The 26,196-nt window shown below is 64.9% G+C and carries 26 protein-coding genes; 10 read left to right on the top strand and 16 right to left on the bottom strand.

Annotated features, from left to right (window positions below; all coding sequences use genetic code 11):
• The first annotated feature begins 55 nt into the window (after positions 1–55).
• Positions 56–691 (top strand): TetR/AcrR family transcriptional regulator C-terminal domain-containing protein, encoded by a 636-nt coding sequence (locus QTL98_RS03720; RefSeq protein WP_445680881.1) that lies wholly within the window; start codon positions 56–58, stop codon positions 689–691.
• Between the two features lie 27 nt (positions 692–718).
• On the opposite strand, the gene QTL98_RS03715 is transcribed toward QTL98_RS03720, so the two are convergent.
• Positions 719–1,093, bottom strand: coding sequence for a VOC family protein (locus tag QTL98_RS03715; RefSeq protein ID WP_445680880.1), 375 nt, complete (start codon positions 1,091–1,093; stop codon positions 719–721).
• A gap of 109 nt (positions 1,094–1,202) precedes the next feature.
• Entirely contained in the window at positions 1,203–1,898 is a 696-nt protein-coding gene (locus QTL98_RS03710) for a helix-turn-helix transcriptional regulator (protein WP_445680879.1), read from the bottom strand.
• Between the two features lie 144 nt (positions 1,899–2,042).
• Between QTL98_RS03710 and QTL98_RS03705 the strand changes: the two genes are divergently transcribed.
• Together QTL98_RS03705 and QTL98_RS03700 are read left to right on the top strand one after the other, a co-directional pair.
• On the top strand, positions 2,043–2,672 hold the full coding sequence (locus QTL98_RS03705) for a LysE family translocator (protein ID WP_445680878.1): 630 nt from the start codon (positions 2,043–2,045) through the stop codon (positions 2,670–2,672).
• A gap of 23 nt (positions 2,673–2,695) precedes the next feature.
• Complete coding sequence (locus tag QTL98_RS03700; RefSeq protein WP_445680877.1) at positions 2,696–3,445, top strand: DUF4336 domain-containing protein; 750 nt, start codon at positions 2,696–2,698, stop codon at positions 3,443–3,445.
• 10 nt (positions 3,446–3,455) lie between these two features.
• On the opposite strand, the gene QTL98_RS03695 is transcribed toward QTL98_RS03700, so the two are convergent.
• A complete protein-coding gene (locus QTL98_RS03695) occupies positions 3,456–3,809 on the bottom strand; it encodes a YciI family protein (protein WP_445680876.1) in 354 nt (117 codons plus the stop codon).
• Between the two features lie 113 nt (positions 3,810–3,922).
• Here QTL98_RS03695 and QTL98_RS03690 point away from each other — a divergent pair, with 113 nt between their 5' ends.
• Together QTL98_RS03690 and QTL98_RS03685 are read left to right on the top strand one after the other, a co-directional pair.
• Positions 3,923–4,303: an ArsR/SmtB family transcription factor gene (locus QTL98_RS03690; protein WP_445680875.1), complete on the top strand. Its 381-nt coding sequence runs from the start codon at positions 3,923–3,925 to the stop codon at positions 4,301–4,303.
• Between the two features lie 50 nt (positions 4,304–4,353).
• A complete protein-coding gene (locus QTL98_RS03685) occupies positions 4,354–4,830 on the top strand; it encodes an SRPBCC family protein (RefSeq protein ID WP_445680874.1) in 477 nt (158 codons plus the stop codon).
• A gap of 113 nt (positions 4,831–4,943) precedes the next feature.
• On the opposite strand, the gene QTL98_RS03680 is transcribed toward QTL98_RS03685, so the two are convergent.
• Positions 4,944–7,733: a bifunctional aconitate hydratase 2/2-methylisocitrate dehydratase gene (locus QTL98_RS03680; protein WP_445680873.1), complete on the bottom strand. Its 2,790-nt coding sequence runs from the start codon at positions 7,731–7,733 to the stop codon at positions 4,944–4,946.
• Between the two features lie 304 nt (positions 7,734–8,037).
• On the opposite strand from QTL98_RS03680, the gene QTL98_RS03675 reads away from it, so the two are divergent.
• Positions 8,038–8,244 carry a DUF1737 domain-containing protein gene (locus QTL98_RS03675; RefSeq protein WP_445680872.1) on the top strand — a complete coding sequence of 69 codons (207 nt, stop codon included), beginning with the start codon at positions 8,038–8,040 and terminating at the stop codon, positions 8,242–8,244.
• A 153-nt stretch (positions 8,245–8,397) separates the two neighbouring features.
• Here the strand turns inward: QTL98_RS03675 and QTL98_RS03670 are convergent, their stop codons facing one another.
• The 6 genes from QTL98_RS03670 to alr all read right to left on the bottom strand — a co-directional run bounded on the left by QTL98_RS03670 (position 8,398) and on the right by alr (position 15,263).
• Positions 8,398–9,258 (bottom strand): DUF2189 domain-containing protein, encoded by an 861-nt coding sequence (locus QTL98_RS03670; RefSeq protein WP_445680871.1) that lies wholly within the window; start codon positions 9,256–9,258, stop codon positions 8,398–8,400.
• A 251-nt stretch (positions 9,259–9,509) separates the two neighbouring features.
• The gene (locus QTL98_RS03665) at positions 9,510–10,169 is read right to left on the bottom strand and encodes a glutathione S-transferase family protein (protein WP_445680870.1); all 660 of its coding nucleotides are present in this window, start codon (positions 10,167–10,169) and stop codon (positions 9,510–9,512) included.
• Positions 10,166–10,528 (bottom strand): cupin domain-containing protein, encoded by a 363-nt coding sequence (locus QTL98_RS03660; protein WP_445680869.1) that lies wholly within the window; start codon positions 10,526–10,528, stop codon positions 10,166–10,168. The genes QTL98_RS03665 and QTL98_RS03660 overlap by 4 nt, the downstream gene beginning before the upstream one ends.
• A gap of 229 nt (positions 10,529–10,757) precedes the next feature.
• Positions 10,758–12,458, bottom strand: a complete 1,701-nt coding sequence (locus QTL98_RS03655) for a methyl-accepting chemotaxis protein (RefSeq protein ID WP_445680868.1) — start codon at positions 12,456–12,458, stop codon at positions 10,758–10,760.
• 316 nt (positions 12,459–12,774) lie between these two features.
• Positions 12,775–14,025, bottom strand: coding sequence for a D-amino acid dehydrogenase (locus QTL98_RS03650; RefSeq protein WP_445680867.1), 1,251 nt, complete (start codon positions 14,023–14,025; stop codon positions 12,775–12,777).
• A 47-nt stretch (positions 14,026–14,072) separates the two neighbouring features.
• Positions 14,073–15,263 carry an alanine racemase gene (gene alr / locus QTL98_RS03645; protein ID WP_445680866.1) on the bottom strand — a complete coding sequence of 397 codons (1,191 nt, stop codon included), beginning with the start codon at positions 15,261–15,263 and terminating at the stop codon, positions 14,073–14,075.
• A 258-nt stretch (positions 15,264–15,521) separates the two neighbouring features.
• Between alr and QTL98_RS03640 the strand changes: the two genes are divergently transcribed.
• The 4 genes from QTL98_RS03640 to QTL98_RS03625 all read left to right on the top strand — a co-directional run bounded on the left by QTL98_RS03640 (position 15,522) and on the right by QTL98_RS03625 (position 19,554).
• Complete coding sequence (locus QTL98_RS03640; RefSeq protein WP_445680865.1) at positions 15,522–15,977, top strand: Lrp/AsnC family transcriptional regulator; 456 nt, start codon at positions 15,522–15,524, stop codon at positions 15,975–15,977.
• Positions 15,978–16,328: 351 nt separating this feature from the next.
• A complete protein-coding gene (locus tag QTL98_RS03635) occupies positions 16,329–17,618 on the top strand; it encodes a DUF1835 domain-containing protein (protein WP_445680864.1) in 1,290 nt (429 codons plus the stop codon).
• Between the two features lie 364 nt (positions 17,619–17,982).
• Positions 17,983–19,023 (top strand): alpha/beta hydrolase, encoded by a 1,041-nt coding sequence (locus QTL98_RS03630; RefSeq protein WP_445680863.1) that lies wholly within the window; start codon positions 17,983–17,985, stop codon positions 19,021–19,023.
• A 75-nt stretch (positions 19,024–19,098) separates the two neighbouring features.
• Positions 19,099–19,554: an NUDIX hydrolase gene (locus QTL98_RS03625; RefSeq protein WP_445680862.1), complete on the top strand. Its 456-nt coding sequence runs from the start codon at positions 19,099–19,101 to the stop codon at positions 19,552–19,554.
• Between the two features lie 18 nt (positions 19,555–19,572).
• On the opposite strand, the gene QTL98_RS03620 is transcribed toward QTL98_RS03625, so the two are convergent.
• From QTL98_RS03620 to QTL98_RS03595, 6 genes are all read right to left on the bottom strand, one after another.
• A complete protein-coding gene (locus QTL98_RS03620) occupies positions 19,573–20,310 on the bottom strand; it encodes an amino acid ABC transporter ATP-binding protein (protein WP_445680861.1) in 738 nt (245 codons plus the stop codon).
• Positions 20,297–20,947, bottom strand: a complete 651-nt coding sequence (locus QTL98_RS03615) for an amino acid ABC transporter permease (protein WP_445680860.1) — start codon at positions 20,945–20,947, stop codon at positions 20,297–20,299. Before QTL98_RS03615 ends, QTL98_RS03620 begins: the two co-directional genes overlap by 14 nt.
• Complete coding sequence (locus QTL98_RS03610) at positions 20,940–21,611, bottom strand: amino acid ABC transporter permease (RefSeq protein WP_445680859.1); 672 nt, start codon at positions 21,609–21,611, stop codon at positions 20,940–20,942. Before QTL98_RS03610 ends, QTL98_RS03615 begins: the two co-directional genes overlap by 8 nt.
• A 27-nt stretch (positions 21,612–21,638) precedes the next feature.
• Positions 21,639–22,433, bottom strand: a complete 795-nt coding sequence (locus tag QTL98_RS03605) for a transporter substrate-binding domain-containing protein (RefSeq protein WP_445680858.1) — start codon at positions 22,431–22,433, stop codon at positions 21,639–21,641.
• A gap of 310 nt (positions 22,434–22,743) precedes the next feature.
• Positions 22,744–24,534, bottom strand: coding sequence for an SLC13 family permease (locus QTL98_RS03600; RefSeq protein ID WP_445680857.1), 1,791 nt, complete (start codon positions 24,532–24,534; stop codon positions 22,744–22,746).
• A gap of 176 nt (positions 24,535–24,710) precedes the next feature.
• Positions 24,711–26,189, bottom strand: coding sequence for an efflux transporter outer membrane subunit (locus QTL98_RS03595; protein ID WP_445680856.1), 1,479 nt, complete (start codon positions 26,187–26,189; stop codon positions 24,711–24,713).
• Positions 26,190–26,196 lie beyond the last annotated feature (7 nt).

Here is a 26,196-nt window from a genome sequence, read left to right as displayed (position 1 = left end):
TTTATCATTGATAAGGTATTTATCATCGATAAGGAAACCGGGCAAGAGGACTCTCATGGCGCTCGACAAGGGGCATATCGTCGATACCGCGCTCAACCTGCTGGACGAGGTGGGGCTGGATGCGCTCACCACCCGCCTGCTGGCGGAGCGGCTGGGGGTGAAGCAGCCGGCGCTCTACTGGCATTTCAAAAACCGGCAGGCGCTCATGGACGCCATGAATGACCGCATGCTGGAGCTTGCCGGGCGCGAGCCGCCCCGGCCGGACGCGCACTGGCGGGACTATCTGCGTGCCAATGCCAGGCAGTTCCGGGCCTGCCTGCTGCGACACCGCGACGGCGCACGGGTACATGCCGGCACGGAGGTAAGCCTTGAGGAACTGGCCCCGACGGAAGCCGAGCTTGCCTTCATGGTGGCTGCCGGCTGGCCGGTGGAAGAGGCGCTGGACCTCCTGGTGGCCATCAGCCGCTACATCGTGGGCTGCGTACTGGAAGAACAGGCAGCCAAAACCGGCGAGGCGACGGAAAGGCTCGATGCCGCCGTGACCGCCTATCCCCATCTGGGCCGGGCGGTTGCGCATTACCGCCGGCAGGGGTTCGGGGCCGCCTTCGAGTACGGGCTGGAGCTGCTGCTGGCCGGCGCCGCAGGCCGGCTGGAAGCCATAAAAAGCGGCGCCCCGCCTGCCGGAGGCTGAGGCAGGGCGCTTTTACAGGAAATGCCCTCAGCGCGGGGCGGGGCAGAAGACGCGCAGCCGGTGGCCATCCGGATCGGCAGCGGTGAAGGTATAGCCAAAATCCATCTCCCTGGGCGCCTGCAGGATGGCTGCGCCCTGCACCGCCCAGCGAGCATGCAGGGCATCCACTTCGGCCTTGCTGTCGACAGGGAAACCGACCTCCGCCCCGCCTCCGGCGGCGATCGGTGCCGGCTCAGCCGCATGGCACGACCAGAGGCCGAGCTTGAGGCCGGCGGGGGAAACAAAGAGCGCGAAGGTCGGCGAGTTCTCGACCGGCTGTGCCCCCAGCAGGCCGGCATAAAAAGCGGCGCTGGCGGCGGGGCTTTCAACAAAAAGCAGGATGTAACGCGGATCGGGGGTCATGGCGTTTGCCTTGTTCCTCTGGTGGGCGACGGGCAGAGGATAGGGGCAGCTGCTGTCAGTTTCTGGCAGCAGTATGATTGCCAGAACCCCCAGGATGAGCCACCGGCGATCAGGCCGGGGTGGTGATGCCCTGCTGGCGGCGCCAGTCGGCAAGCAGGGCCTGCCGGCGGCGGGGATAACGCGCCTCCAGCGCCGTGAGCGCGCCGATCCGGTCGCAGCGGAAATGGCGGAAATCCTGCCGCAGCTCGCACCAGGCCACTACCACGCGCACCCGGTCGAAGAAGCCCAGCGCGAAGGGCCAGACGATGCGTTCACTCGCCGCGCCCTGGCCATCGGCATAGTCCAGTAGAAGCTTGCGCTCGCGCCGGATGGCAAGGCGGATGGCCGTCAGGTCAACCGGGGCGGCATCGGCAAGCGCCTCCCCCGGCCCGACCAGCAGGGTGGAGCCTTCCATCTCGCCGCGCAGCTCCGGCGGCAGCACGGCGGCGATCTTGCTGAGCGCCACCCGGGCGGCGTTGCCCAGCGGCCCGTCCGCCCGCTGCGCCACCCAGCGCGAGCCCAGCACCAGCGCCTCGATCTCGTCAGCCGAGAACATGAGCGGCGGCAGCAGAAAACCCGGTTTCAGCACATAACCGAGCCCCGCCTCCCCCTCGATATCCGCGCCGAGGGCCTGAAGGCTCGCCATGTCGCGATAGAGCGTGCGCAGGCTGATGCCGGTCTCCGCCGCCAGCTGTCGCCCGGTGACGGGCTGGCGATGGCGGCGCAGGACCTGCAGCAGGTCGAAGAGACGTTCGGTGCGTGACATGGGATTTCGCCAGCGCCTCCTCGCGCTGCTGCTGCCAGAAGCCGGCAGCAGCCTATCACGATCCGGCCTTCTGGCAGGGCTTCAACATCATCGCTAGAGTGATCGCCTCCACCGCCCAGCGCCTCTCACCGGAAAGCGCGATCCATGCCGCTCAACACCCTCGCCCTCTTCATCCCTGCCTGCTTCGCGCTCAACATGGCGTTCGGGCCCAACAATCTGCTGTCGCTGACCACCGGGGCGAGCCGGGGAGCGGGGCTCGCCATCGGGGCGGCGACGGGGCGGCTCCTTTCTTTTGCCGTGATGATTCTCATCACCGCCTTCGGGCTCGGCGCGCTGCTGATGGCGTCGGAACTTGCCTTCTCGCTCGTGAAATGGGGCGGAGCGGCCTATCTGGTGTGGATCGGGCTCAAGCTCGTCCTGACCCGGGACGGTGCGGCGGCAAACAAGCTGGCCGCCGGCGGGCCGCGGAATTTCAGCGGGCTTTTCCGGCAGGAGCTGCTGGTGGCGGCGGGCAATCCCAAGGCCATCCTGATCTTCACCGCCTTTTTCCCGCAATTCATCCAGCCGGATGCTTACTGGCAGAGCTTCGCCGTGCTGGGTGTGCTGTTTCTGCTGCTGGAGATGGTGGCGATCACGCTCTATGCGCTGGCGGGCGCCCGGCTCAAGGGGCTGATGCGCAATGCCCGCACCTTCACCTGGGTCAACCGCGCCAGCGGCGCCCTGATGATGGCCTTCGGCGTGGCGCTTGCGCTGGTGCGTCGGCCGGCGAGTTGATGGCAACGCCAGGGAGGACAGCCATGCAGACCTCCACCGCTTATGAACCCATCAACCACCCGCGGCAGGTGGCGCATGAGGTGTGGGTTATCGATGGGCCGGTGATCCGCTTCGGCATTCTACCCTGGCTCAAAATGCCGTTTCCCACCCGCATGACCATCCTGCGGCTGGCCGATGGGCTCTTCATCCATTCCCCGACCGAGCTGACACCGGAGCTGCAAGTGCTGGTGGAGGCGCTGGGGGAGCCGCGCTGGCTGATTGGTCCCAACCGCCTCCATTACTGGTGGCTGCCGCAGTGGAAAACCGCCTGGCCGCATGCCGATGCCTGGCTTGCGCCCGGCATCGTGGAACAGGCCAGGGGACGCATCGCCTTCAATTATCATCCGATGGAAGGGGAAAGCGGCTATCCGTGGGACTCTGAGGTAGCGACACTGCCGGTTACTGGCAGCTTCATGACCGAATTCGAGTTTTTCCACCGCTCGAGCCACACGCTGATCCTCACCGACCTCATCGAAAATTTCGAGCCGCAGCGCCTCGGAGCCTTCTGGGTACGCTGGCTGGCGCGGCTGGGCGGCGCAGTGGATCCGCTGGGCAGCATGCCGCGCGACCTGCGCCTGACCTTTCGCAAACAGCGGCCGCAGATGAAGGAAGCCGTGGAGCGCATGATCGGCTGGCAGCCCGAGCGGGTGATCCTGGCCCACGGGCGCTGGTATGCGCATAACGGCACCGCAGAGCTCAGCCGGGCGTTCGGCTGGTTGCTGAAAGAGGGCTGACGAGGCGGCCTCAACTGGCGGCATGCACCTCTTCCGGCACAATCGCCTGCAGCATCGGCAAGACCTCGAAGTAAAAACCGAGGCCCGCGAGAATGGTCGGGTCACCATCGGCGAAGGCGCGGGCGGCAGCCTTGTCGGCAAAGCGCACCACCCCCAGCCCCCAGGGGCCGGCCGGGTCGACAACCGGGCCGAAGACCACCACGTGCCCTTTGGCCATGAAGTCCCGCCAATAGGCGCCGTGCTGCGCCATCAGCGCCCGCTCCGCCCCGGTGAGGGTAAAGGCAAAATCCGGCCGTGGCGGCACCAGCCGGCAGAAAAAATATTGGTCCGCCCCGGCTGGGGGCGACGTTTGCCCGGCGCTCATATTCCCCTCCCCGCTTCTGAAAACCCGATCTCAGGGCAGATCTATTTCCAGAAAAATTCCCCTTGGCGAGCACGGCCTCTTGCCGGCACCACCGCCACATGATAGTTAAGTGAATGCTTAAGTTTAGACCTTCAGACAAAACCATCCACCCGGCGACCGGCCTGCCGCTCGACCGGCTGTTTCATGCGCTGGGAGATGGTGCCCGGCTTGGCATGGTGGAGCGGCTTTCCGCCGGGCCGGCGACGGTCAGCGAACTGGCGGCGCCGCTCGCCATGTCGCTGCCCGCCGTCCTGCAGCATCTGAAGGTGCTGGAGGAAAGCGGGCTGGTGCTGAGCGAAAAACAGGGCCGGGTGCGCACCTGCCGGCTCGACCCTGCCGCCATGAGCGGCATCACCCGCTGGGTGGAAGAGCGCAAGGCACTGTGGAATGCCCGCTTCGACCGGCTGGGCGAGTTTCTGGCTGCCGAAGCGGCAGAAGACGGCACGGAGGGCTGAGCCCCCGTTGCCCCGAGAACAAGCAAAACCCTAAGGAAAGGAACGCCCCGATGGACGAGGCCCGCAAGAACCAGCACGCCACCTTCACGCTCAGCCGGATCTATCCGGCAAGCCCGGCGCGGGTATTCCGCGCCTTTGCCAATCCGGCCGCCAAACGGCGCTGGTTCGGCGGGCCGGAGGAATGGTCAACCGGCCCTTATGTGCTGGATTTTCGCATCGGCGGGCGCGAGCAGCTGAGCGGCGGCCCCAAGGGCGGCACGGTGCACCGCTTCGATGCGCTCTATCACGACATCGTCGAGGCAAGCCGCATCATCTACAGCTACGACCTCTATCTCGATGAAAAGCGCATCTCGGTATCGCTGACCACCATCGAGCTGACGCCGACTTCCAGCGGCGGCACGGTGATGACCTTCACCGAGCAGGGTGTCTATCTGGATGGCTATGACGATGCCGGCCAGCGCGAAGAGGGCACCGGGCAGATGCTGGACAAGCTGGGCACGACACTGACGGCCGAAGAAGCGGCCTGAGCCCCTCAAAAAACCCGCCGAAAGCCGGCCCCAAAAACAATCGGCCCCCGTCCGTTGCCGGGCGGGGGCCGATGTCACGAGGGCCCTAAGGCCCCCGCCTTTAAGCACTGACCTCAGTAGTGGACCGAGGCACCGCCGACCGCCGCGCCCTTCGGCGGGGCGAACTTGGTGAGGTCGATGCCTTCGACGGCGTCTTTGTATTCCTCGGCGCTCGGGGTGCGGCCGAGGATGGCCGACAGCACCACAACCGGAGTGGAAGCGAGCAGGGACTCGCCCTTCTTCTCGGCGCTGTCCTCAACGACACGGCCCTGGAACAGGCGGGTCGAGGTGGCGAGCACGGTGTCGCCCTTGGCCGCCTTTTCCTGGTTGCCCATGCACAGGTTGCAGCCCGGACGCTCGAGATAGAGGATGTTCTCATACTCGGTGCGCGCGGTGTTCTTGGGCGCATCGTCATTGAACTCGAAGCCCGAATAACGCTGGAGCACGTCCCAGTCGCCCTCGGCCTTCAGCTCGTCGATGATGTTGTAGGTCGGCGCTGCGACGACGAGCGGCGCCTTGAACTCGACCTTGCCGTTTGCCTTCTCGAGGTTCTTCAGCATCTGGGCGACGATCTTCATGTCGCCCTTGTGAACCATGCAGGAGCCCACGAAGCCCAGATCCACCTTCTTGGTGGCGCCGTAGTAGGAAATCGGGCGGATGGTGTCGTGGGTGTAGCGCTTGGAGACGTCGGCATTGTTGACGTCCGGGTCGGCGATCATCGGCTCGTCGATGATGTCGAGATCAACCACCACTTCGGCGAAGTACTTGGCGTTGGCGTCGGGCGCCAGCGCCGGCTTGGCACCGGAGCGGATTTCGGCGATGCGGGCATCGGCCTTGGCGATGAGGCCGCGCAGCGTGCCGGCGGCGTTCTCCATGCCCTTCTCGATCATGATCTGGATACGCGCCTTGGCGATCTCCAGCGATTCGATGAGGGTTTCATCCTGCGAGATGCAGATGGAGGCCTTGGCCTTCATCTCCGCCGTCCAGTCGGTGAAGGTGAAAGCCTGGTCGGCCAGCAGCGTGCCGATATGGACCTCGATGATGCGGCCCTGGAAGACGTTGTCGCCGCACTGCTTGAGCATCTGCGCCTGGGTGGCGTGCACCACGTCGCGGAAGTCCATATGCGGCTGCATGGAGCCCTTGAAGGTGACCTTGACCGACTGCGGGATCGGCATGGTCGCCTCACCCGTGGCCAGCGCCAGCGCCACGGTACCGGAGTCGGCGCCAAAGGCCACGCCCTTGGACATGCGGGTGTGGCTGTCACCACCGATGATGATGGCCCAGTCGTCCACGGTGATGTCGTTCAGCACCTTGTGGATGACGTCCGTCATCGAGTGGTAGACGCCCTTGGGGTCACGGGCGGTGATGAGGCCGAAGTTGTTCATGAAGGACATGAGCTTCGGAATATTGGCCTGGGCCTTCTTGTCCCAGACGGAAGCCGTGTGACAGCCGGACTGGTAGGCACCGTCGACCAGCGGCGAGATGACCGTGGCGGCCATCGCCTCCAGCTCCTGCGCCGTCATGAGGCCGGTGGTGTCCTGCGAACCGACGATGTTGACCTTCACGCGCACGTCGGAGCCGGCATGCAGCACCTTGCCCGGCGTCACGCCGACGGCATTGCGGTTGAAGATCTTCTCGACTGCGGTCAGGCCCTGACCCTCGATCGAGATTTCCTTGTTGGGAGCGAAGACCGGCGTTGCCTCGACGCCCAGCGTCTCGGCCGCGAAGGTCTGCAGCTTCTTGCCGAAGACGATGGCGTAGGAGCTGCCCGCCTTCATGAATTCGCGCTTCTGCGGCGTGAAGGCCGCACCGATATCGACCAGCTCGTTGCCGGCCTCGTCACGCAGCTTCTTGCCCTTGGTGTCGATCTTCAGAACGGTGCCGGTATCGACCGCGTACTTCTGCTCGAGCACCGGGTTACCGTCATTGTTGAGGATCGGCTTGCCGTCCTCGCCGGTCTTCTTGACCCAGTTCTTGAGATTGAGGCCGATGCCGCCCGTCACATCCACCGTGGTCGCGAAGATCGGCGAGATGCCGTTGGTTCCGGCAACGATGGGCGCGAAATTGACGAAGGGCACATAGGGGCTGGACTGCTTGCCGGTCCACAGCGCCACGTTGTTGACGCCGGACATGCGCGAGGAGCCGACGCCCATCGTGCCCTTTTCGGCAATCATCATCACACGCGCGTCGGGGTGCTTCTTCTGCAGGGCGAGGATTTCCTGCTGGGCTTCCGGCGAGATCATGCACTGGCCGTGCAGTTCACGGTCGGAGCGGGAATGCGCCTGGTTGCCCGGGGAGAGCAGGTCGGTCGAGATGTCGCCTTCGGCGGCGACGAAGGTCACCACCTTGATCTCATCATCGACATCCGGAAGCTTGGTGAAGAACTCCGCCTTCGCGTAGCTGTCCAGCACGTCCTTCGCCACGGCATTGCCGGCCTTGTAGGCATCACGCAGGCGGAACATGTCGGCATCATAAAGGAAGACCTGGGTCTTCAGCACTTCACCGGCCTCACGCGCAATGGCGGCATCGTCGCCGAGCGCGATATCGAGCAGCACGCGGATGGAGGGGCCACCCTTCATGTGCGACAGCAGCTCAAGCGCGAAGGCCGGGGTGATTTCGGGAACGACGGCTTCACCCAGCACGATCTGCTTCAGGAAGTCCGCCTTGACGCCGGCCGCGCTCGTGGTGCCCGGCAGCGTATTATAGATGAAGAACTTGAGCGCATCGGCGCGGTGCTCGCTGCCGGCATCACGGATGATCGTGATGATCTCGCCGACAAGCCCGCCATCATCGATCGGCTTGGGAGCGAGCCCCTGCGCAGCTCTGCTTTTGATCTCGGTCAGGTATTCCAGGTAGGCGTTCATCGCGATTCCAACGTCGAGGGGGCATGGAGCCGAAGCGCAGCACCACCAGTCGACATTCGTTCGTCGTCCCGGGGGCTGACGGGTCCGGAGTAAGCCAACCAGTGCCGCGTGGCAAGGTCATGTATGCCGGCACACTATAGCACCCGGCAGCCGGCGTCGATCAGTCAGGCGGTCAGGGCACCGTTGAGGGATTTGCGCGGCAAGGGGGAGCATGCACCCCACTTCCTGGAGACGGGTTTCTTTTGCCAAAGGGTTGCGCTTTTATCGCCCGGACCCTTTCCCCTTCCCGAGGCGGGCAATCCCCATGAAGCTCTACCGTTACCTGACCGGCCCTGACGATGCCGCCTTCTGCCACCGCGTGACCGCGGCGCTCAACAAGGGCTGGAGCCTGCAGGGCAACCCGACGCTCACCTATGACGCCGAGGCAAAGCGGGTGATCTGCGGGCAGGCCATCTGCAAGGAAGTGGAAGGCGAGGACTATACGCCCGAGACGAAGCTCTCGGACTACTGAACGATTTTCCTTCCCCGCTCCGGGGAAGGTGCCGCGCAAGCGGCGGATGGGGGTAATGAGGCAAGGCCGGTTAAAGGCCCTCGCCTGTAGCCACCTCATTACCCCCACCGCCCTTCGGGCCGCCTCCCCGGGAGGGGAGGCTCAAAAGGCGCCCTATCCCACCGTCTTGCGGTAGAGGTGCCAGGTGGCGTGGCCGAGGATGGGCAGGGTGACCGCAAGGCCGATGAGCAGCGGGATCGAGCCCGCCACCAGAAGGCCGGCGACGATGGCGCCCCAGGCCAGCATCGGGCCGGGGCTGGCCGCAAAGACCCGCAGCGATGTCCACACCGCCGTATCGATGCCGACATGGCGATCAAGCAGCAGCGGGAAAGAGATGACGCTGAGTGCCAGCACCAGCAGGGCAAAGAAGAAACCGACGCCCATGCCGATGACGATCATCGTCCAGCCGCCCGCGGTGGTGAACACCGTGTCGATGAAGGCGGAGAGCGATTCCGGCGGCTCGGCCCCCAGTGTCGTGCGGTAGATAAGGTCGGCAACGCCCAGCCAGCAGAAGAAGATGGTAAGCAGCACGGCGCCAAGGCCGAGAATGCCGCCGAGCGAGGGCGAGGCGAAGATGCGGAAGGACTGCATCCAGCCGATGGTTACGCCCCGCTCCTGCTGGCGGCTCATCTCATAGAGAAAGAGCGCAGCGAAGGGGCCGACGAGGGCAAAACCGGAAGCGAGCGGGAACAGCAGCGGCAGCATGCGGTAATCCAGCGCCGCATGGCCGATGAAAAGGCCGACCACCGGATAGATGAGACAGAGGAAGATGACGTCGGTGCGGTGCAGGGTGAAATCGCGCCAGCCCATGGCAAGCGCCTCGCGCACATCCTCCATGGTGATCGGGTGGATGGCTGGCACCAGTTTGTCCACCGCTTCCTCGCGGTGATAGACGGTGCCGCCGGCAGACCCGATGGCCCGGCCGGCAAGGCCAAGCGAGCCGGCTGCCCATTCAAGCGGGTTCCTGATCGTCATTGCCGTTTCCTTCCCTTGAAGGCCCTTCTGGTGTCGGGGCCATGATTGAGGGCGGAGGACGCGGGGAAAGCAGGACGGACACTTAAAAAAAACGGCGGCGGCCTTCCCGGGAGCAGCTCACCCCACAAGGAAAGTCGTCGGCATCTGCCCTGATCAAAACAGACCACCCACGCCACACTATGGGAAATACTACACCCGGCGAGGGCTCTTTGTCGCTTCACAATCCGGCGAGCGAGGGGTGGACCTGAAGATCAGCGCGTTGCCGAGGGCAGGGCGACCAGCGGCGGCGCCGTATTGGCAAGGGCGCGCCAGCCGGCAAGACCTTGCCACCAGCGCTGGAGAACCGGAGCGCCGGCGAGCAGGTCCGGTCCTTCGGGGGCGGCCATCAGGCAGGCGATCATCGGGGCGAGGTGGATATCCGCCAGGCTCGGGTCCGGACCGAGGAGCCAGGGACCGGGACCGGCAAGTGCCGCGAGGGCGGCCAGAACGGCCGGTGCCCGCTCTACCCCTTCCTGCCGTTTGGCCGGTTCGGCAACCTCGCCATGGGCAGGGCGGAAAACACCGTGGGCGAAGATCTGCCGCACGAGCGGCCAGTAGGCATAATTGTCGGCAACCGCGATGATCTGCGTCTGGCGCGCCCGGGCAAGCGGTTCTTCCGGCTGCAGCGACGGACCGTCGAAAGCCTCGTCGACAAAACGGATGATGGCAGCGGTTTCGTAAAGGGTAACGTCGCCGAAAGTAAGCGCCGGCACCCGGGCGAAGGGGTGCAGCGCCTCATATCCTTCCGGCAGGGGGCGGGAGAAAGGATCTACCTCGCGCCAGTCATGGGCGATGCCCTTTTCGGCAAGGGCGAGCCGGGCGATCCAGCTATAAACGCTCGGCCCGAAGCCATGGAGCACCGGGCCGGTCACGGTGCCAACTCCGGCGCCGGGCGCACCGGGCCATAGAAGATGACCCAGGTGCTGAAACCTTCGGTAAATTCCTCGAACCGGTGCGGCTCGTATGCCGGCACATAGAGCAGGTCGCCGGGACCGAAGGGCACACGCTCCTTGCCGCGCGAGAAAATGCCGGTGCCGCTGGCGATGATGTAGAGCTCGTCGCGGTCATGCGGCGACTGGCCATCGAAACCGACGGGGGCATAAAGCTCGACCGAAATCTCGTCGGGCCGCTCGAAAAAAACATGGAACGGCGCCTTGGCCGAGAGCCGGGCAAAAGCGTCGGCAAAAGGCACCCGTACATCACTGGCCGGCAAGTCGTCCGTCGCGCTCATCATCGTCCCCTTCGATCTGTCGGGTGGCCTTGTGGCGACCATCCTTTCCCGCTCGTCTTCTTCCCGCAAATTCTAGGCGAGAAGCGCGCCGGGACCGAAGAAGGGAATTGTCTCCCTACGACACGCAGGCAGCCGCCCTGAAGGCGCAGGCCCAAAAACAAACCGCCCCTTTCCGGCGGGCGGAAAGGGGCGGCTGATGCCGGAACCCGGCAGGTAGTGAGGTCTTGCCTCAGGCGGCGCGTACCTGCCGGATGAAGGCCTCCACCCGGTCATGCAGGGTGCGGGACTGGCCGGAGAGCGCATCGGCGGCCTCCAGCACTTCGTCGGAGGCGGTGTGAGCCTGGCGGGCAGCTTCGTTGACGCTGGTGATGCTGCGCGTCACCTCCTTCGCGCCGATGGCGGCCTGCTCCATGTTGGTGGCGATCTCGTCCGTGGCGGCGTCCTGGCGCGCGACGGCCTCGGCGATCACGCCGGCATAGTTGCTGATCTCGTCGATCACCCCGGCGATGCGGCCGATGGCTTCCGCCGAGCCGGTGGAGACATGCTGCATCTCCACGATCTTCGCCGAAATCTCTTCCGTCGCGCGGGCGGTCTGGGAAGCGAGGTGCTTCACCTCGTTCGCCACCACGGCAAAGCCCTTGCCCGCCTCCCCGGCCCGCGCCGCCTCGATGGTGGCGTTGAGGGCGAGAAGATTGGTCTGGCTGGCGATATCGGTGATGAGGTTGACCACCTCGCCGATCTTGCCGGCCGCTTCCACCAGCGCGCCGATCTGGCTGCTGGCATCGCGTGCTTCCTTGACCGCACGCTCGGCAGCACCGGTGGAGCCGGAGACCTGATGGCCGATCTCGCTCACCGTGTGGCGCAGCGCCTCGGCGGTGGTGACGATGGACTGCACATTGGCCGAAGCCTGCTCGGAGGCGAGCGCACCGGCCCCGGCCTGCACGGAAGTGTCCTCCGCCACGCCGGCCATGCCGCGCGCGGTGGTGAGCAGCTGGGTGGAGGCGGAGGAGACGAAGCTGACGATGCCGTTGACCGAACCTTCAAACTCATCGGCAAGGGCGTTCATCTCGCGGCGGCGGGCCGCTTCGGCAAGCTCTGCCGCCATTGCCTTCTGGCTGCGCAGATCGGCCGCTTCCAGCGCGTTGTTCTTGAACACCTCGACCGCGCGCACGATGTCGGCCACTTCGTTGCGGCCCCGGGCAGGCGGAATTTCAACATCCAGATCGCCGCCGGCGAGCTTCAGCATCGCCTGTGTCAGGCGGCGCAGCGGGGTGATGGAAGCAACGTTCCACCAGGCAACCAGGCCGACACCCCCAAGCGCGATGGCGATGACGATGATCATCAGCTCCTGGAAGCCGTGCGCCACAGCGCGCGCTTCGGAGCCGACCTGCATGTTGCGGTCTTCTTCAAGGTCGATGAACTGGTTGATGCGGGCCAGCCAAGTCACGAAGGCAGGGCCGGCCTTGTCCAGCACCAGCTTGTTGGCGTCGGCGTGGTCGGCATCCTTGGTGCCGTCAATGAGCTGGGCCACCAGTGGCAGGGTCTCGGCTTCGCTCGCCTTGATGCTCTCATAGATCCTGAGTTCATCAGGCGAGAACTGGCCGGCCTTTGCCATCGCTTCCATCGGGGCGGCGGACGCTTTGTAATCCTGCTGCAGCTTGTCGATATCCGACAGCAGGCTCTGCCGCAGGGTGGCATCGCCGGTCAGCACCAGGTCCCGCACGCGGATGGCACGTTCATGCACGCTCCCGCGAAAGTTGATGGCGTAGCGCTGACGCACACTGTTCACATCGTTCACCGTGGTCAGATCGGAATCGATCTTGTTGACCTGCACCACGCCAATAACGGCCGTTGCCACCATGATAAGAAGCGCGCCAGCGAACCCGACGATAACGCGCGTGGAGATCTTCCAGTCTCGTAACGCCAACATCTGCTTCTCCAGTTCCTTTTCAATACTTTACGTGTCAGCAGCTACATTTCACGTTAACGAATTGTTAAGTAAAACGCCACCCACCCAAGGTCGTGCTCAAGATGTGATGACCATAGAGCGTGTTTCTTGAAGGATCCGAGAGAGACAGTTCACAGAACCGGCAGAACTGTGGGGGGCCACACATTTGGGTGTAAAATCTGCGTGAAAAGTTGTGAAAGCCCCTTGAGCGGGCAAACCCCGCATCCCATGCCCCACAACAAGAACGCCCCGGCCAGAATGGCCGGGGCGCCTCAGAAGATCAGCCGTTCAAAAGGCTTCAGGCATAACGCGAAAGCGCAAGGTCGGCCGTCTCGATCTCCGGCTTCACGCCGCTGACGAGGTCTGCCAGCACCCGGCCGGAGCCGCAGGCCATGGTCCAGCCCAGCGTGCCATGGCCGGTATTGAGCAGCAGGTTGTCATAGCGCGTGGCGCCGATAACCGGCGTGCCATCCGGAGTCATGGGGCGAAGGCCGCTCCAGAAGGTGCCGCGTGCCTTGTCGCCGCCGGGGAACAGATCGGTCACCGAATGCTCGAGCGTGGCCCGGCGGGCGGGCGGCAGATCGTCGGTGAAGCCCGACACCTCGGCCATGCCGCCGATGCGGATACGGTCCCCGAGGCGGGTGATGGCGATCTTGAAAGTCTCGTCCATCACGGTGGAGACGGGCGCCCGTGCCTCATCCACAATCGGCAGGGTCAGCGAGTAACCCTTGACCGGATAGACCGGCACCGAGATGCCGAGATGGCGCAGGGCCCTGGGCGTGTAGCTGCCCAGCGCCGCCACATAACGGTCGGCATCAAACCGGCCGGCGGTGGTATCGATGCCGGTGATGCGGCCACCCGAAGCATGGATGGCCTTGATCTCGGTTTCGAAGTGGAAGGTAACGCCGGCATCGGCCGCCATTTTGGCCAGCGCGTTGGTGAACTTGAAGCAGTCGCCGGTTTCGTCATTGGGCAGGCGCAGGCCGCCCACCAGCTTTTCCTTCACGTAGGCAAGGGCAGGCTCCGCCGCCACGCAGCCGGCAACATCCAGCACCTCGAACGGCACGCCGTCCTTCTTCAAGACCTCGATATCGCCGCCAATGCCATCGAGCTGCTTTTGCGTGCGGAAAACCTGCAGCGTGCCCTGGCTGCGCTCGTCATAGCTGATGCCGGTTTCCGCGCGCAGGGCGCGCAGCATGTCGCGGCTATATTCGGCAAGGCGCACCATGCGCCCCTTGTTGACGGCGTAACGCTCGGCCGTGCAGTTGGCGAGCATGGAGCAGATCCATTTCGCCATATAGGGATCGGCCTTGGGCCGCAGGATCAGCGGCGCATGTTTCTGGAACAGCCAGCCGATGGCCTTCTTGGGCACCGAGGGCGAGGCCCAGGGCGAGGCGTAACCGGGCGAGATTTCGCCGGCATTGGCAAAACTCGTCTCCAGCGCCGGCCCGGCCTGCCGGTCGATCACGGTGACTTCGTGCCCGGCCCTGGCGAGATACCAGGCCGATGTCACACCGATAACGCCACCACCCAGAATGACAACGCGCATCAAAGGCCCCGCTTGAAAGACGAGAGGTTCAGGAAAAGAGAAGAGATTCAGGAAACCGCGCCGGTCCAGCGCCGCTCATAACGGCGGCCAAGGCCGGTCAGCATTTCGTAGGCGATGGTGCCGGCTTCCTGCGCTACCTGCTCCAGCGGCTGCTGCGGGCCGATCAGCTCGACAAAGTCGCCGGGCTTCAGCGCCCCTTCGGGCAAGGCGGAAAGATCGAGGATGGAACTATCCATCGACACGCGCCCGCAGATGGGCAAGCGCACACCGTCGAACCAGGCGGCCCCGCTGGACGAGAGCGAGCGTAGCCAGCCATCGGCATAGCCCACGCCGATGACGCCAAGGCGCATCGGCCCTTCGGCCTTGTGGGTGTGGCCATAACCGACAGCGGTGCCAGCCGGGATGGTGCGCAGCTGCACAATGCGGGCGGCAAGGCGCACCACAGGCTTCAGCGGGCTGCCGGCCGCCTCGTTATTCTGCCCCGCCACCGGATGGGCGCCATAAAGGCCGATGCCCGGCCGCACGAGGTCGAAATGATAGTCGGCGCCGTGGAAAACACCGGCGGAATTGGCGAGCGAGGCCGGAATACCGGCAGGCAGGCGCGCCCGCATGGCCTTGAAGGCGGCCAGCTGGGCACGGCTGGCCGGATGGGAAAGCTCATCCGCGCAGGCCAGATGACTCATGATGAGGGCAAGATTGAGCTTGCCCATCAGGACGCTGTCACCGGTAAGGGCCGCAAGCTCGCTTTCGGAAAGGCCGAAACGGGACATGCCGCTATCAAGCTGCAGCGCCGCCGCTTTGACCGGGGCCGCCGCGGCCCAGGCGATGGCCTGCGGCAGGGAATTGAGAACGGGGCGGATGCCGGCCTCGCGCGCCAGCGCCTCGCTGCCCGGCTGCAGGCCGTTCAGCACATAAAGCGCGGCAGTGGCGGGAATGAGGGGCCGCAGGGCCAAGGCTTCGGAAAGCTGGGCGACAAAGAAGGTGCGGCAGCCTTCGGCCAGCAGGGCGGGCACCACCTTTGCGGCGCCAAGGCCGTAACTGTCAGCCTTGACGACGCCGGCGACAGACGCCGGCGCCGCAAGAGAACAGTAAGTCCGATAATTATGCCGCAGGGCGGCGAGATCGATGGTCAGAAGGGCTGCCGCGCCATCCGCCAGGGTGTCGTGGGTGATGCTGCCCGCCGGTTCGCCCGAAAGCCCTGCGCCCGCCGCCTCAACCGCTCTTGCCCCAGCCGCCATGACTGAAAACCCCGTCTTCCCCGTATCGCCGTCGCCCGTTCGGTGATCACAACCCTGCTGCCGGTCGATGCCGGCAGCGTTGCCCTGCCGTTAACCGGCGGGCTTTTGCCTTGTAAGATTATCTTAATCGAATGATGTTCGAAGCTGCTGCGTTTCGGCGGCATTTTCTGGCGATTTTTTCATATATCCGTGATTTAGTTGCAGGATGGTGCAATCTTTCACCGACCCGATTCCCCTTCAACCATCCCGCCCCGCCTCATGAGTCAGCTCGACAATATCGACCGCAACATCATCCGCCTGCTGCGCCTTGACGGGCGCATCAGCAATGCGCGGCTTTCGGCCGAAGTTGGCCTCTCCCCGTCCGCCTGCCTGCGCCGCGTGGCAGCGCTGGAGGAAGCCGGGGTTATCCGGGGATATACGGCCCTGATTGCAGGCCCGGCGGAGGAAGATGCGCTGGTGGCGATCGTGCAGATCACGCTCGACCGGCAGACTGAGGAATATCTGAACCGGTTCGAGGAAGCGGTGCGCAAACACCCGGAAATCCGGGAATGTTACCTGATGACCGGCGACTGCGATTATGTGCTGCGCACCGAAGCGCGCGGCGCGGCGGATTATGAGCGCATCCACAAGGAAGTGCTGTCCCGCCTGCCGGGGGTGGCGCGCATCCATTCCAGCTTCGCCATCCGCCCGGTGCTGCCGGGGCAAAGACGCTGACAGAAAATCCTCCCCGCCCTGGGGAGGTGGCCCGCAGGGCCGGTGGGGGTAATGAGCCAGAAACAGGCACAGGCGGTACCTCCTTCTCGCTCATTACCCCCATCCGCGGCTTCGCCGCACCTTCCCCACCCGAGTGGGGAAGGACTCTACGGCCGGGAGCGATTGACAGGCACGGTACCCGCCCGCCAGACTTCCCCTGCTTGGCCGACGCATCCGGACCCGCGGCAAGGGCAGCGCCCACGGCCTTTGGGGAAAGCAGTACCCTTAGAAGACGGTTACCTCCCCTTTTTCACTCGGTTGCGGGCACGAGGCAGATTCCCCCAAGGACAGGGGAAGAAGGGAAGGCCAGCCATGACCAACCGGCAACAGGTGCCGGCGCCCCAGCCGTTTCGCCTCACTCTTGAACAGCAGAAAAAACGTGCCCGCGACTTGCAGCGCGCGGTAAAGGCCGGCGACCCCGCCGCCCTTCAGCGCCTTGCCGCCAGCGGCGTGGCGCGCGACGGGACGGAGCCCGGCGAACTCAAGCTCACCACCGCCCAGCTTTGTATCGCGCGCGAACTCGGCCTTGCGAGCTGGCCGAAACTCACCGTCCATATCGAGGCGATGGAGGCCGCGCGCCGTGCCATCGCCGGCAAGGCTGCCGCCCCGGACGCAGATCTGCGGACGCTGCATCTGCGCTGCGGCAGCGACATTGAAGGAGCGTTGAAAGCGGCGGGATTTGCCGGCGATTTTCTGGAAGTCTCCAACCCGCTCTGCCAGGGGCCTGTAATCGCAGATGCGGACTGGCTGCAAACCCGTGCCCGCTTTATCGCCGGGGCTTACGGCCCGGTGATGGAACTGGATGAAGGCGCGGTGTTTGCCCGGCTGACAGCGGAGGAAACCGCACTAGCCGCGGCTCCCGACACCTATGCGCGGCTGGTGCTGTGGTTCGAGCATGACAGTTACGACCAGTTGATCCTGCTGCGGGTACTGGCCGCGCTTTGCCAAGCGCGCTCCTTGCCGGTGGTGGAGCTGATCGCGCTCGACCGCTTTCCCGGCACGGTGCGGTTCGACGGGCTTGGCCAATTGCCGGAAGAAGCGATCCGCCTGCTATGGCAGGGCCGCCTGACGGTCGGGCCGGAGTTGCTGGCGCTGGGGAAAGCGGGTTGGGAAGCACTGCGCGCGCCCTCCCCCGAAGCGCTGGCCGGGCTTGCCGCCACCGGCACCCCGGCGCTGCCCATGATGGCGCGGGCGCTGCGGCGGCATCTGGCCGAGCTGCCCTCGACGGCCGACGGGCTGTCGCTTACGCAGCGGCTTATCCTGCGGCTTGCCGCAGAAAAACCCCGCACCATCGGCCAGCTGTTCGGCGCGCTAATGCGGGATGCCGAGCCGCTGCCCTTTCTGGGCGACATCATGTTTGCGCACGAAGTCCGGCAACTGACCGTCGCCGAAAACCCGCCGATACTCCTGCACCCGGCAATAGAAGGCGCGCCCTGGCGGCAGAGCGTGGAAGTCACGCCCGCCGGCCTTGCCGTGCTGGCCGGGGAACGCAACGCCCTGACGGCAGGCTTGCCGCCGCGCTGGGTTGGCGGAGTGGAGATTGCCGCCGGCAAACCCGTCTGGTTTTGGGATGAAGCGGAAAGCCGGGTGGTGCGAGGATAATTTCCTTCCCCGCGCCGCAGCGGGGGGGAAGGTGCGGCGCAGCCGCGGATGGGGGTAATGAGGCGGCCACGGGCTCTGCCGGAGGCGGGTTGCACCTCATTACCCCCACCGCCCTCCGGGCCGCCTCCCCGAATTGGGGAGGCTGATGGAGCCTGAAAGTGGCGGTTTTTCTGATTTAAATCGCGCACGATTATAACGTATGCGATTTACACATGACACCCATGCAGAATTTTATATCGTGCACGATCTATTATCGCCGTATCCAATGCTCATCCGAACGACGGATGACCCGGCCGGGGCCGCTGGAGACCAGGAGCGGCCCGACCAGTTGAGACGATCTCAAGAGACTGAAAGGAATGCCGAAATGTCCCGCAATCGTTCCCTGAAGGCCGCTGTTGCCGCTTCCGCACTCGCCGCTGCCGCCGCTATTGCCGCTCCCGCCCATGCCGGTGAGAAGGCTCATCTGGAGCCCGGCGCCCAGGCCTTCATCGATGCCGTTTCCGCCGCTGGCGGCCCGCCGATCTATACCCTCGCCCCCGACGCCGCCCGCGCCGTGCTAGCCGGCGCCCAGTCCGGCCCCGTTGCCAAGCTGCCGGCGGATATCGAGGAGCGTGACCTCGCTGTCGGCCCGACCGGCAAGGTGAAGGTTCGCATCGTTCGCCCCGAGGGCGTGAAGGAAGCCCTGCCGGTGGTCATGTACTTCCATGGCGGCGGCTGGGTGCTGGGCGATGCCGGTACGCATGACCGGCTGGTGCGGGAGATCGCCAATGGCGCCCGGGCCGAGATCGTCTTCGTCGATTATGACCGCTCGCCGGAAGCGCAGTTCCCGGTGCCGATCGAGCAGGCTTATGCCGCGACCAAATATGTTGCCGAGCATGGCCAGGAATTTAACGCCGACGTCTCGCGCTTTGCCGTGGCCGGCGACAGCGTGGGCGGCAACATGACCGCCGCGGTGACGCTGATGGCCAAGGAACGCGGCGGCCCAAAGATCGACTTCCAGCTGCTGTTCTATCCGGTGACGGACGCCAACTTTGAAAACGGCAGCTACAATGAGTTTGCCAGCGGCCCGTGGCTGAGCAAGCCGGCGATGAAGTGGTTCTGGAACGCCTACCTTCCGGATGCTTCAAAGCGCAGCAACCCGCTGGCAACCCCGCTCAACGCCTCGCTGGAGCAGCTCAAAGGCCTGCCGCCGGCGCTGGTGATCACGGATGAGAATGACGTGCTGCGCGACGAGGGCGAAGCTTATGCCCGCAAGCTGGCCGATGCCGGCGTCAAGGTGACTTCCGTGCGCTACAACGGCACGATCCATGACTTCGTGATGCTGAACGGCGTTGCCGATACCCAGGCCGCCCGCGGTGCCATCGCCCAGGCCAATGCGGCACTGGCTGCGGCGCTGGCGAAGTAATCCGAACGGCCCCTTCCTTTACGGGAAGGGGCCGTTTTGCTTTTCCGGGCCGATAAAAGGTTCTACGGGAAAAGCATGACCAGCTGGCGCCCCCACCCGCAGATCAGATGTGTTGCCATCGGCCTTCACTGGCGCGAGGGACGGCTGCTGGCCGCTGAAGTGCGCGATGACGCCGGCCGGCTGAAGGGCGTGCGGCCGCTGGGGGGCGGCATCGAGTTCGGCGAAAGCTGGCAGCTTGCCCTGCGGCGCGAGTTCCGCGAGGAGCTGGGGCTCGATATCAGCCTGACCGGGGCGCCGCTTATCCTCGAAAACATCTTCAGCCACGAAGGCGCCACCGGCCATGAGGTGGTGTTTGTCAGCGAAGTGACCTTCCCCGACGGGGCCTTTGCCGGCGAGGACTGCATCATCTACAGCGAAGATAACGGGATGGTCTGTCGCGCCCGCTGGTACGCCCTTGAAGAACTGGATGTCGAAGGCGGGCCGCAGCTCTACCCCACCGGCCTCAAGGACCGGCTGCGGTCAGAGGGCTGACCCGCCCGGCGACCGAACCTAGCCCGCCGCCTCTACAAGGCCGATGAACTGGGCGAGCTCCGGCGTCTTTGGCGCGGAGAAGAGTTCGGCCGGTGAGCCTTCCTCGTGGATACGGCCCTGATGCATGAAGACGAGCTTGTCGCAGACCTCGCGGGCAAAGCGCATTTCATGGGTGACCATGATGAGCGTCATGCCTTCCTTCGCGAGCTGGCGGACAACGGCAAGCACCTCGTTCACCAGTTCGGGATCGAGCGCGGAGGTAACCTCGTCGCACAGCAGCACGCGCGGCTCCATGGCGAGCGAGCGGGCGATGGCCACACGCTGCTGCTGGCCGCCGGAAAGCTGGTCGGGATAATGGCCGGCACGATCAGACAGTCCGACCTTGGCCAGCATGGCGTCCGCCAGCGCCCCGGCCGCCTTGCGAGAGGCCTTTTTAACCACCATCGGCGCCAGCATCACATTCTCCCGCGCCGAGAGATGCGGGAAGAGATTGAACTGCTGGAACACCATGCCGACCTGCAGGCGCAGGGTGCGCAGATCGGCATCCTTGCTGCCGATCTTCTCGCCATCGATGAGGATGGTGCCGTCATCGATGCGCTCAAGGCCGTTGATGGAGCGCAAAAGCGTGCTCTTGCCCGAGCCGCTGCGCCCGATCATGGCGATGACCTGCCCCTCCTCGACCGTCAGGTCGATGCCCTTCAGCACCGGGTTCTGGCCAAAGCTCTTCCAGATGGCGGCAAGTTCAACGAGCGGCATGGAGCTTCCTTTCAAGCCGGCGCGCCAGCAGGGAGAGCGGATAACAGAGGCAGAAATAAAAGACCGCCACGAGCCCGTAGACGGTAAAGGGCCGGAAGGTGGCGTTGGTGATCATGGTGCCGGCCTTGGTCAGCTCGATAAAACCGATGATGGAGGTAACGGCCGTACCCTTGATGAGCTGGACGGAAAAACCGACCGTCGGCGCCACGGCAAGGCGCATGGCCTGCGGCAGCACCACGTAACGCATCTGCTGGAAATAGCCCATGGCCAAGGCGGAGGAGGCTTCCCACTGGCCTTTCGGCACCGCCTCCACGCAGCCGCGCCAGATTTCACCCAGAAAGGCGCTGGCAAAGAGCGTGAGGGACAGGGCCGCAGCCTCCCACGGGCTCAGCTCTATTCCCACCAGCGACAGGCCGAAGAAACAAAGGAAAAGCTGCATCAAAAGCGGCGTGCCCTGGAAGAGCTCGATATACCAGCCCATGGCGCGGCGCAGCCAGGGGAAGGCACTAACGCGGGCAAACAGCACGGCAAGGCCGGCGATGCCGCCGCAGATAAAGGCAACCAGCGAGAGCAGCACCGTCCAGCGGGCTGCCAGCAGCAGGTTGCGCACGATATCCCAGAGCGAGATGTCAAACATGGCGGCGCCTCCTAAAGAGGCTCCAGCCCACCAGCTTCAACAGCGCGCGCAGGCCGACGGCCAGGATGAGATAGAGGCCCGTCGAGACAAAATAGACCTCGAAGGCGCGGAAGTTGCGCGACTGGATGAAGTTGGCGGCATAGGTCAGCTCCTCCGCCGCGATCTGCGAACAGACGGACGAGCCAAGCATGACGATGACGATCTGGCTGGAAAGTGCCGGCCAGACCTTGCGCATGGCGGGGCCGAGGATGACATGGCGGAAAATCTGGAGGCGCGACATGGCCAGCGCCTCCGCCGCCTCGATCTGCCCTTTCGGCACCGCCTGGATGCCGGCACGGATGATCTCGGTGGAATAGGCGGCGAGATTAACCACCATGGCAAGGCTTGCGGCCTGCCATTCGCTGAGCTTCACCCCGAGGACCGGCAGGCCGAAGAAGATGAAGAACAGCTGGATGAGAAAGGGCGTGTTGCGGATGAACTCCACATAGGCGCCGACCGCCGCCTTGAGCGCGGGCGAGCGCGAGGTGCGCGCGAAGGCCCCGGCAATGCCGAGGCCCACACCGGCGACGGTGCCGACGGCTGTCAGCCTGATGGTCAGGCCAACGCCGTCGGCGATCACGCCGCGATACTCCCACAAGGAGCCGAAATCGAACTGGTAGGCCATGAGCGAGAAGCCCGGCCGGTCCGTCGATCAGAGATCGGCCGGCAGGTCGATGCCGAGCCAGGTGTTGGAGATCTTGGCGAGGCTGCCATCCTTCTTGGCGGCAGCGATGATCTCGTTGACCTTGGCGAGCAGCTTGGGCTCGTCCTTGTTGAGGCCGACATAGCAGGGCGAGTTCTTGATGAGGAACTTCGGCTCCGGCTTCTTGGGCGGGTTCATGGCGATGATGGCGGCTGCCACGACATTGCCGGTGGCGATCAGGTCCACCTGGCCGGACATGAAGGCCGAGATGGTGCCGTTGTTATCCTCGTAGCGCTTCAGCGTGGCGTCGGCCGGGGCGATCTTGGTGAGTTCGATATCCTCGATGGCGCCGCGCGTCACGCCGATGGTCTTGCCGGAAAGGCCGGCCGCATCCTTGACCGCGATATCGGCCGGGCCGAAGACGCCGTTATAGAAGGGCGCATAGGCATCGGAGAAATCGATGACCTTCTCGCGGTCCGGATTCTTGCCCAGGCTGGAGATGATGAGATCGACCTTGCCGGTGGTGAGGTAGGGAATGCGGTTGGCGCTGGTGACCGGCACCAGTTCGACCTTCACACCCAGCTTTTCGGCAATCAGGCCGGCCATGTCGATGTCGTAGCCCTTGGGCTGCATATCGGCGCCAACGCTGCCGAAAGGCGGGAAATCCTGCGGCACGGCGACCTTGAGCACGCCGGCCTTGGTTATGGCATCGAGCGCCATATCGGCGGCCCGGGCCGCCCCGGTGGAAAATGCTGCCAGCGATAGAGCCGCAACCGCAGCAAAACGCAAAAGCCCCTTCTTCATAACCCAGCCTCCTCGAAAGTCTGCCTGCTGTTCATGCCCGCCGGAACCTTTGGCCCGCCGGTGCTTTTTTGTCGTTCTGGATGAAAGTGCACCGGGCAAAATCAATTTTGCCGCAACGCAACATGCCTGTTTTTTGACCGTGTGCGAAAATTAGGCAGCGGTCAAGCGGGCGGCTTTCCGCAATGTGGAAGATGCCCGACCAGCGGCAAGGCAGGGCGGCCAATCCTTCCAAAAAGGGCAGGATCCGACAAAAACGCCCTCCGGCAGCGGGGCCGGAGGGCGGATGAACAACGGTTCCGGGCAGGCCGGATCAGAAGGGCCAGAACACCGGGATCAGGCAGATGGAGGTGATGCCGAGCAGGATATTGAGCGGCGCACCCACCTTGAGGAAATCGCTGAAGTGATAACCGCCGGCGGAATAGACCATGGTGTTGGTCTGGTAGCCGATGGGGGTGGCGAAGCTGGCCGAGGCAGCGAACATCACCGCAATGACGAAGGGCCGGGCATCAACCCCCATATGGCCGGCAAGGCCGATGGCAAGCGGCGTCATCAGCACGGCGACGGCGTTGTTGGTGATGATCTCGGTGAGGAAGGAGGTCAGCACATAAACGCCGGCCAGCACCGCCCAGGGCGGCAGATGCATGAGCCAGGGCGCCAGCGCATCGATCATCATCTTCATGGCGCCGGTCTTGTCGAGCGCGGTACCGACGGCAAGCATGCCGAAGATGAGGATGAGGATGCGCCACTCGACCGAGCGATAGGCCTCCTCCACATCGACGCAGCGCGTCACCAGCACCACCGCCACGCCGATGACGGCAAGGCCTTCGATCGGCATGACGTTGAGGGCGGCCAGAAACATGATGGCGAAGACAACAATGGCGGCGATAGGCGCCTTGGTGCGGCGATAGGCCTTCTCCCGCGGGGCGGAGAGGTTGATGAGGCCCCGCTCCTCCTGCAGGCGGCGGATATCCTCGGCCGCGCCTTCCAGCAGCAGGCTGTCGCCCACCTTCAGCTCCACACTGTCGAAATCGCTGCGCAGGTTTTCGCCATGGCGATGCACGGCCAGCACATAGACGCCGAACTGCCGGCGCAGGCGCATGGTGCGCACGGTGCGGCCGATGAGGCTGGAGCTGGGGCCGACGATGGCTTCCACCACCTGGGCCCGGCGCTGGGAGAGCGGCTCGATGGTATGGGTCTCGGAACCCATCACCACATCGGCCTGCTCGCGCATGGTCAGCACTTCGGAAACGCGGGTCTTCACCACCACACGGTCACCGCCGGCAAGCTCCACCTTGTCAAGCTCGCGCCGCAGCGATTCTTCCCCGCGCAGAAGGTCAACCACGCGGCCTTCGGCCCGGTTGAAGGCCGCCACTTCGAGCGGCTTCCTGCCGATGAGGGGGCTGTCGTAGGGGATCATCACTTCGGTGAGGAAGCTCGGCCGGCCACCCGCCTCCAGCAGGCCCGCCACGCTGTCGCGCGAGGGCAGCAGATGGCGGCCGATGAGCATGAGATAGGTGATGCCGACAAGGCCGAGGATGATGCCCATGCCGGTAAATTCGAACATGCCGAGCTCGGGCAACCCGCGCTGGCGGGCCACACCATCGACGAGGATGTTGGTGGAGGTGCCGATGAGCGTGCAGGTGCCGCCCATGATGGTGGCGTAGGAAAGCGGGATCAGCAGCTTGGAGGCAGGCTGCGAGATGACGCGTGAAAGCCGCGTCATCACCGGAATGAGCACGATGACGACGGGCGTGTTGTTGATGAAGGCCGACAGCAGCATGACGACGCCCAGCATGGCGGCGATGCCCAGAAGCGGCCTTTTGGCCACCAGGGGTGCGATGGCCGAGCCGATGCCATCGATCACGCCGGTGCGGGCCAGAGCGCCGGAGATGATGAACATGCAGGCGATGGTGATGGGGGCGTTGTTGGAAAAGACCTTCAGCACATCGCCGGTCGACAGGATGCCGAGCGCCAGCAGCAGCGCCACGCCGCAGATCACCACCACATCGGGCGGCAGCCGCTCGCGCAGGAACGCGATGAACAGGCCCGCCACGATCAGCAGAACGACAAACGGAGCCAGCTGATCAAGCCCGAAGATCATTCGCCACTTTCCCTCAAGAAAACCCAACAGGGCGGAAGGCCGCCAGATGCCGATGAAGCAGGGATTTAGCTAAAAAGAAAAGAAAAACCGGCCCCTCGCCCGCATTACGGGAAAGGGGCCGGTTTTCAGGCGGCCCGACCCTGCGCCGGAAGGGCCGGAAGCCATGCCGGCAAGGGTCAGCCGCTGGTCGGCGTGACAGCCGGATCCGTCCCCGGATCGACCACCGCGACCGTGCCGGCGCCGCCGCCCAGCACCTGATAGAGCGTCACCAGATTGGTGAGGCGGGACAGGCGGTCATTGATGAGCGTCTGCTGGGCGCTGAAGAGCGAACGCTGGCTGTCGAGCACGGAAAGGTAATCCTCCACACCGCGCGAATAACGGGCGTTGGCAAGATCGTAACTTTCCTGCGTGGCATCGACGAGCGCCTGCTGGGCCGTCAGCTGATCGCCCAGCGTGCCGCGGGCGGCAAGCGCGTCGGAGACTTCGCGGAAGGCGGTCTGGATCGACTTCTCGTAGGTGGCGACCGCGATCTTCTGATCTGCCGTCGCGCTGTCGAGATTGGCCTGGTTGGAGCCATAGTCAAAGATCGGCAGCGAGATCGACGGCACGAAGGACCAGGCCCCGCTGCCGCTGGAGAAGAGGTCGGTCAGGCTGGTGCTCTGGGTGCCGGCAGACGCCGTGAGGCTGATGCGCGGATAGAAGGCAGCCCGCGCCGCGCCGATATTGGCGTTGGCGGCCTTCAGGTCAAACTCCGCCTCGCGGATATCGGGCCGGCGCAGCAACACCTCGGAGGGCAGGCCGACCGGCACATCGGCCATGAAGTCGCCCATCTCGAGGAAGGGCACGCCCGGCAGACCGAGATCGGCGACCGGGGCGCCGACCAGCAGTTCCAGCGCATTCTGGTCCTGCGCCAGCTGGCGGATGTATTGCGCGCGGGAGGCGCGGGCGGATTCAACCGCCGTTTTTGCCTGCGCCACATCAAGCCGGCTGCCGATGCCGCGCGAGAAGCTGGTGTTGACGAGGTCATAGGATTTGACCTGGGTTGCCAGCGTCTCTTCCGTCAGTTGCAGCAACTGACGGTCGGCCAGCAGGGTGAGATAGGCACTTGCCACCTCCCCCACCAGCGAGACCTGCACGCTGTCGCGTGCCGCCGCGGTGGAGAAATACTGCTGCAGCGCCTCTTCCTTCAGGCTGCGTACGCGGCCGAAAAGGTCGATCTCCCACGAGGTGGTGGCGAGATTGGCGCTCCAGGTCTCCGATTCCACGGCCTTGGGCGTGCCGGCCACATCGGCCGGCGTGCGGGTGCCACTGTAGCTGCCGCCGGCATCGACGGTCGGCGCCAGATCCGCCCGCTGGATGCGGTAAGTGGCGCGTGCCTTCTCGATGTTGAGGGCGGCGACCCGAAGATCGCGGTTGTTCGCGAGCGCTCGGGTGATGACCGAGCGCATTTCGGCCGAGCGGAAGAACTGCTGCCAGGAAAGGTCGGCCAGCAGCGGCTGGCCGGCCGTGCCCGCCCGGGCGCCATCGGCATCATAGGCAGGACCGGTGGGCCAGCTACTGGCCACCGGCGAGTCCGGCCGCAGATAGTCAGGGATGAAGGAACATCCGCTGATAAGCGCCGCCGCCGACACGGAGAGGATCAGAGACTTGAGCATGGACTGC

The organism is Radicibacter daui, from assembly GCA_030657355.1.
Lineage (GTDB): Bacteria > Pseudomonadota > Alphaproteobacteria > Radicibacterales > Radicibacteraceae > Radicibacter > Radicibacter daui.
This window is presented reverse-complemented; position numbering and strand designations above follow the sequence as displayed.

Coding starts and splice junctions, on each gene's coding strand:
- QTL98_RS03635 (WP_445680864.1), top strand. CDS start 16,329: ATGACCAACCGGCAACAGGTGCCGGCGCCCCAGCCGTTTCGCCTCACT.
- QTL98_RS03715 (WP_445680880.1), bottom strand. CDS start 1,093: ATGACCCCCGATCCGCGTTACATCCTGCTTTTTGTTGAAAGCCCCGCC.
- QTL98_RS03625 (WP_445680862.1), top strand. CDS start 19,099: ATGACCAGCTGGCGCCCCCACCCGCAGATCAGATGTGTTGCCATCGGC.
- QTL98_RS03710 (WP_445680879.1), bottom strand. CDS start 1,898: ATGTCACGCACCGAACGTCTCTTCGACCTGCTGCAGGTCCTGCGCCGC.
- QTL98_RS03620 (WP_445680861.1), bottom strand. CDS start 20,310: ATGCCGCTCGTTGAACTTGCCGCCATCTGGAAGAGCTTTGGCCAGAAC.
- QTL98_RS03690 (WP_445680875.1), top strand. CDS start 3,923: ATGCTTAAGTTTAGACCTTCAGACAAAACCATCCACCCGGCGACCGGC.
- QTL98_RS03705 (WP_445680878.1), top strand. CDS start 2,043: ATGCCGCTCAACACCCTCGCCCTCTTCATCCCTGCCTGCTTCGCGCTC.
- QTL98_RS03685 (WP_445680874.1), top strand. CDS start 4,354: ATGGACGAGGCCCGCAAGAACCAGCACGCCACCTTCACGCTCAGCCGG.
- QTL98_RS03695 (WP_445680876.1), bottom strand. CDS start 3,809: ATGAGCGCCGGGCAAACGTCGCCCCCAGCCGGGGCGGACCAATATTTT.
- QTL98_RS03720 (WP_445680881.1), top strand. CDS start 56: ATGGCGCTCGACAAGGGGCATATCGTCGATACCGCGCTCAACCTGCTG.
- QTL98_RS03700 (WP_445680877.1), top strand. CDS start 2,696: ATGCAGACCTCCACCGCTTATGAACCCATCAACCACCCGCGGCAGGTG.
- QTL98_RS03670 (WP_445680871.1), bottom strand. CDS start 9,258: ATGACGATCAGGAACCCGCTTGAATGGGCAGCCGGCTCGCTTGGCCTT.
- QTL98_RS03605 (WP_445680858.1), bottom strand. CDS start 22,433: ATGAAGAAGGGGCTTTTGCGTTTTGCTGCGGTTGCGGCTCTATCGCTG.
- QTL98_RS03640 (WP_445680865.1), top strand. CDS start 15,522: ATGAGTCAGCTCGACAATATCGACCGCAACATCATCCGCCTGCTGCGC.
- QTL98_RS03680 (WP_445680873.1), bottom strand. CDS start 7,733: ATGAACGCCTACCTGGAATACCTGACCGAGATCAAAAGCAGAGCTGCG.
- QTL98_RS03650 (WP_445680867.1), bottom strand. CDS start 14,025: ATGCGCGTTGTCATTCTGGGTGGTGGCGTTATCGGTGTGACATCGGCC.
- alr (WP_445680866.1), bottom strand. CDS start 15,263: ATGGCGGCTGGGGCAAGAGCGGTTGAGGCGGCGGGCGCAGGGCTTTCG.
- QTL98_RS03600 (WP_445680857.1), bottom strand. CDS start 24,534: ATGATCTTCGGGCTTGATCAGCTGGCTCCGTTTGTCGTTCTGCTGATC.
- QTL98_RS03630 (WP_445680863.1), top strand. CDS start 17,983: ATGTCCCGCAATCGTTCCCTGAAGGCCGCTGTTGCCGCTTCCGCACTC.
- QTL98_RS03615 (WP_445680860.1), bottom strand. CDS start 20,947: ATGTTTGACATCTCGCTCTGGGATATCGTGCGCAACCTGCTGCTGGCA.
- QTL98_RS03655 (WP_445680868.1), bottom strand. CDS start 12,458: ATGTTGGCGTTACGAGACTGGAAGATCTCCACGCGCGTTATCGTCGGG.
- QTL98_RS03595 (WP_445680856.1), bottom strand. CDS start 26,189: ATGCTCAAGTCTCTGATCCTCTCCGTGTCGGCGGCGGCGCTTATCAGC.
- QTL98_RS03610 (WP_445680859.1), bottom strand. CDS start 21,611: ATGGCCTACCAGTTCGATTTCGGCTCCTTGTGGGAGTATCGCGGCGTG.
- QTL98_RS03675 (WP_445680872.1), top strand. CDS start 8,038: ATGAAGCTCTACCGTTACCTGACCGGCCCTGACGATGCCGCCTTCTGC.
- QTL98_RS03660 (WP_445680869.1), bottom strand. CDS start 10,528: ATGAGCGCGACGGACGACTTGCCGGCCAGTGATGTACGGGTGCCTTTT.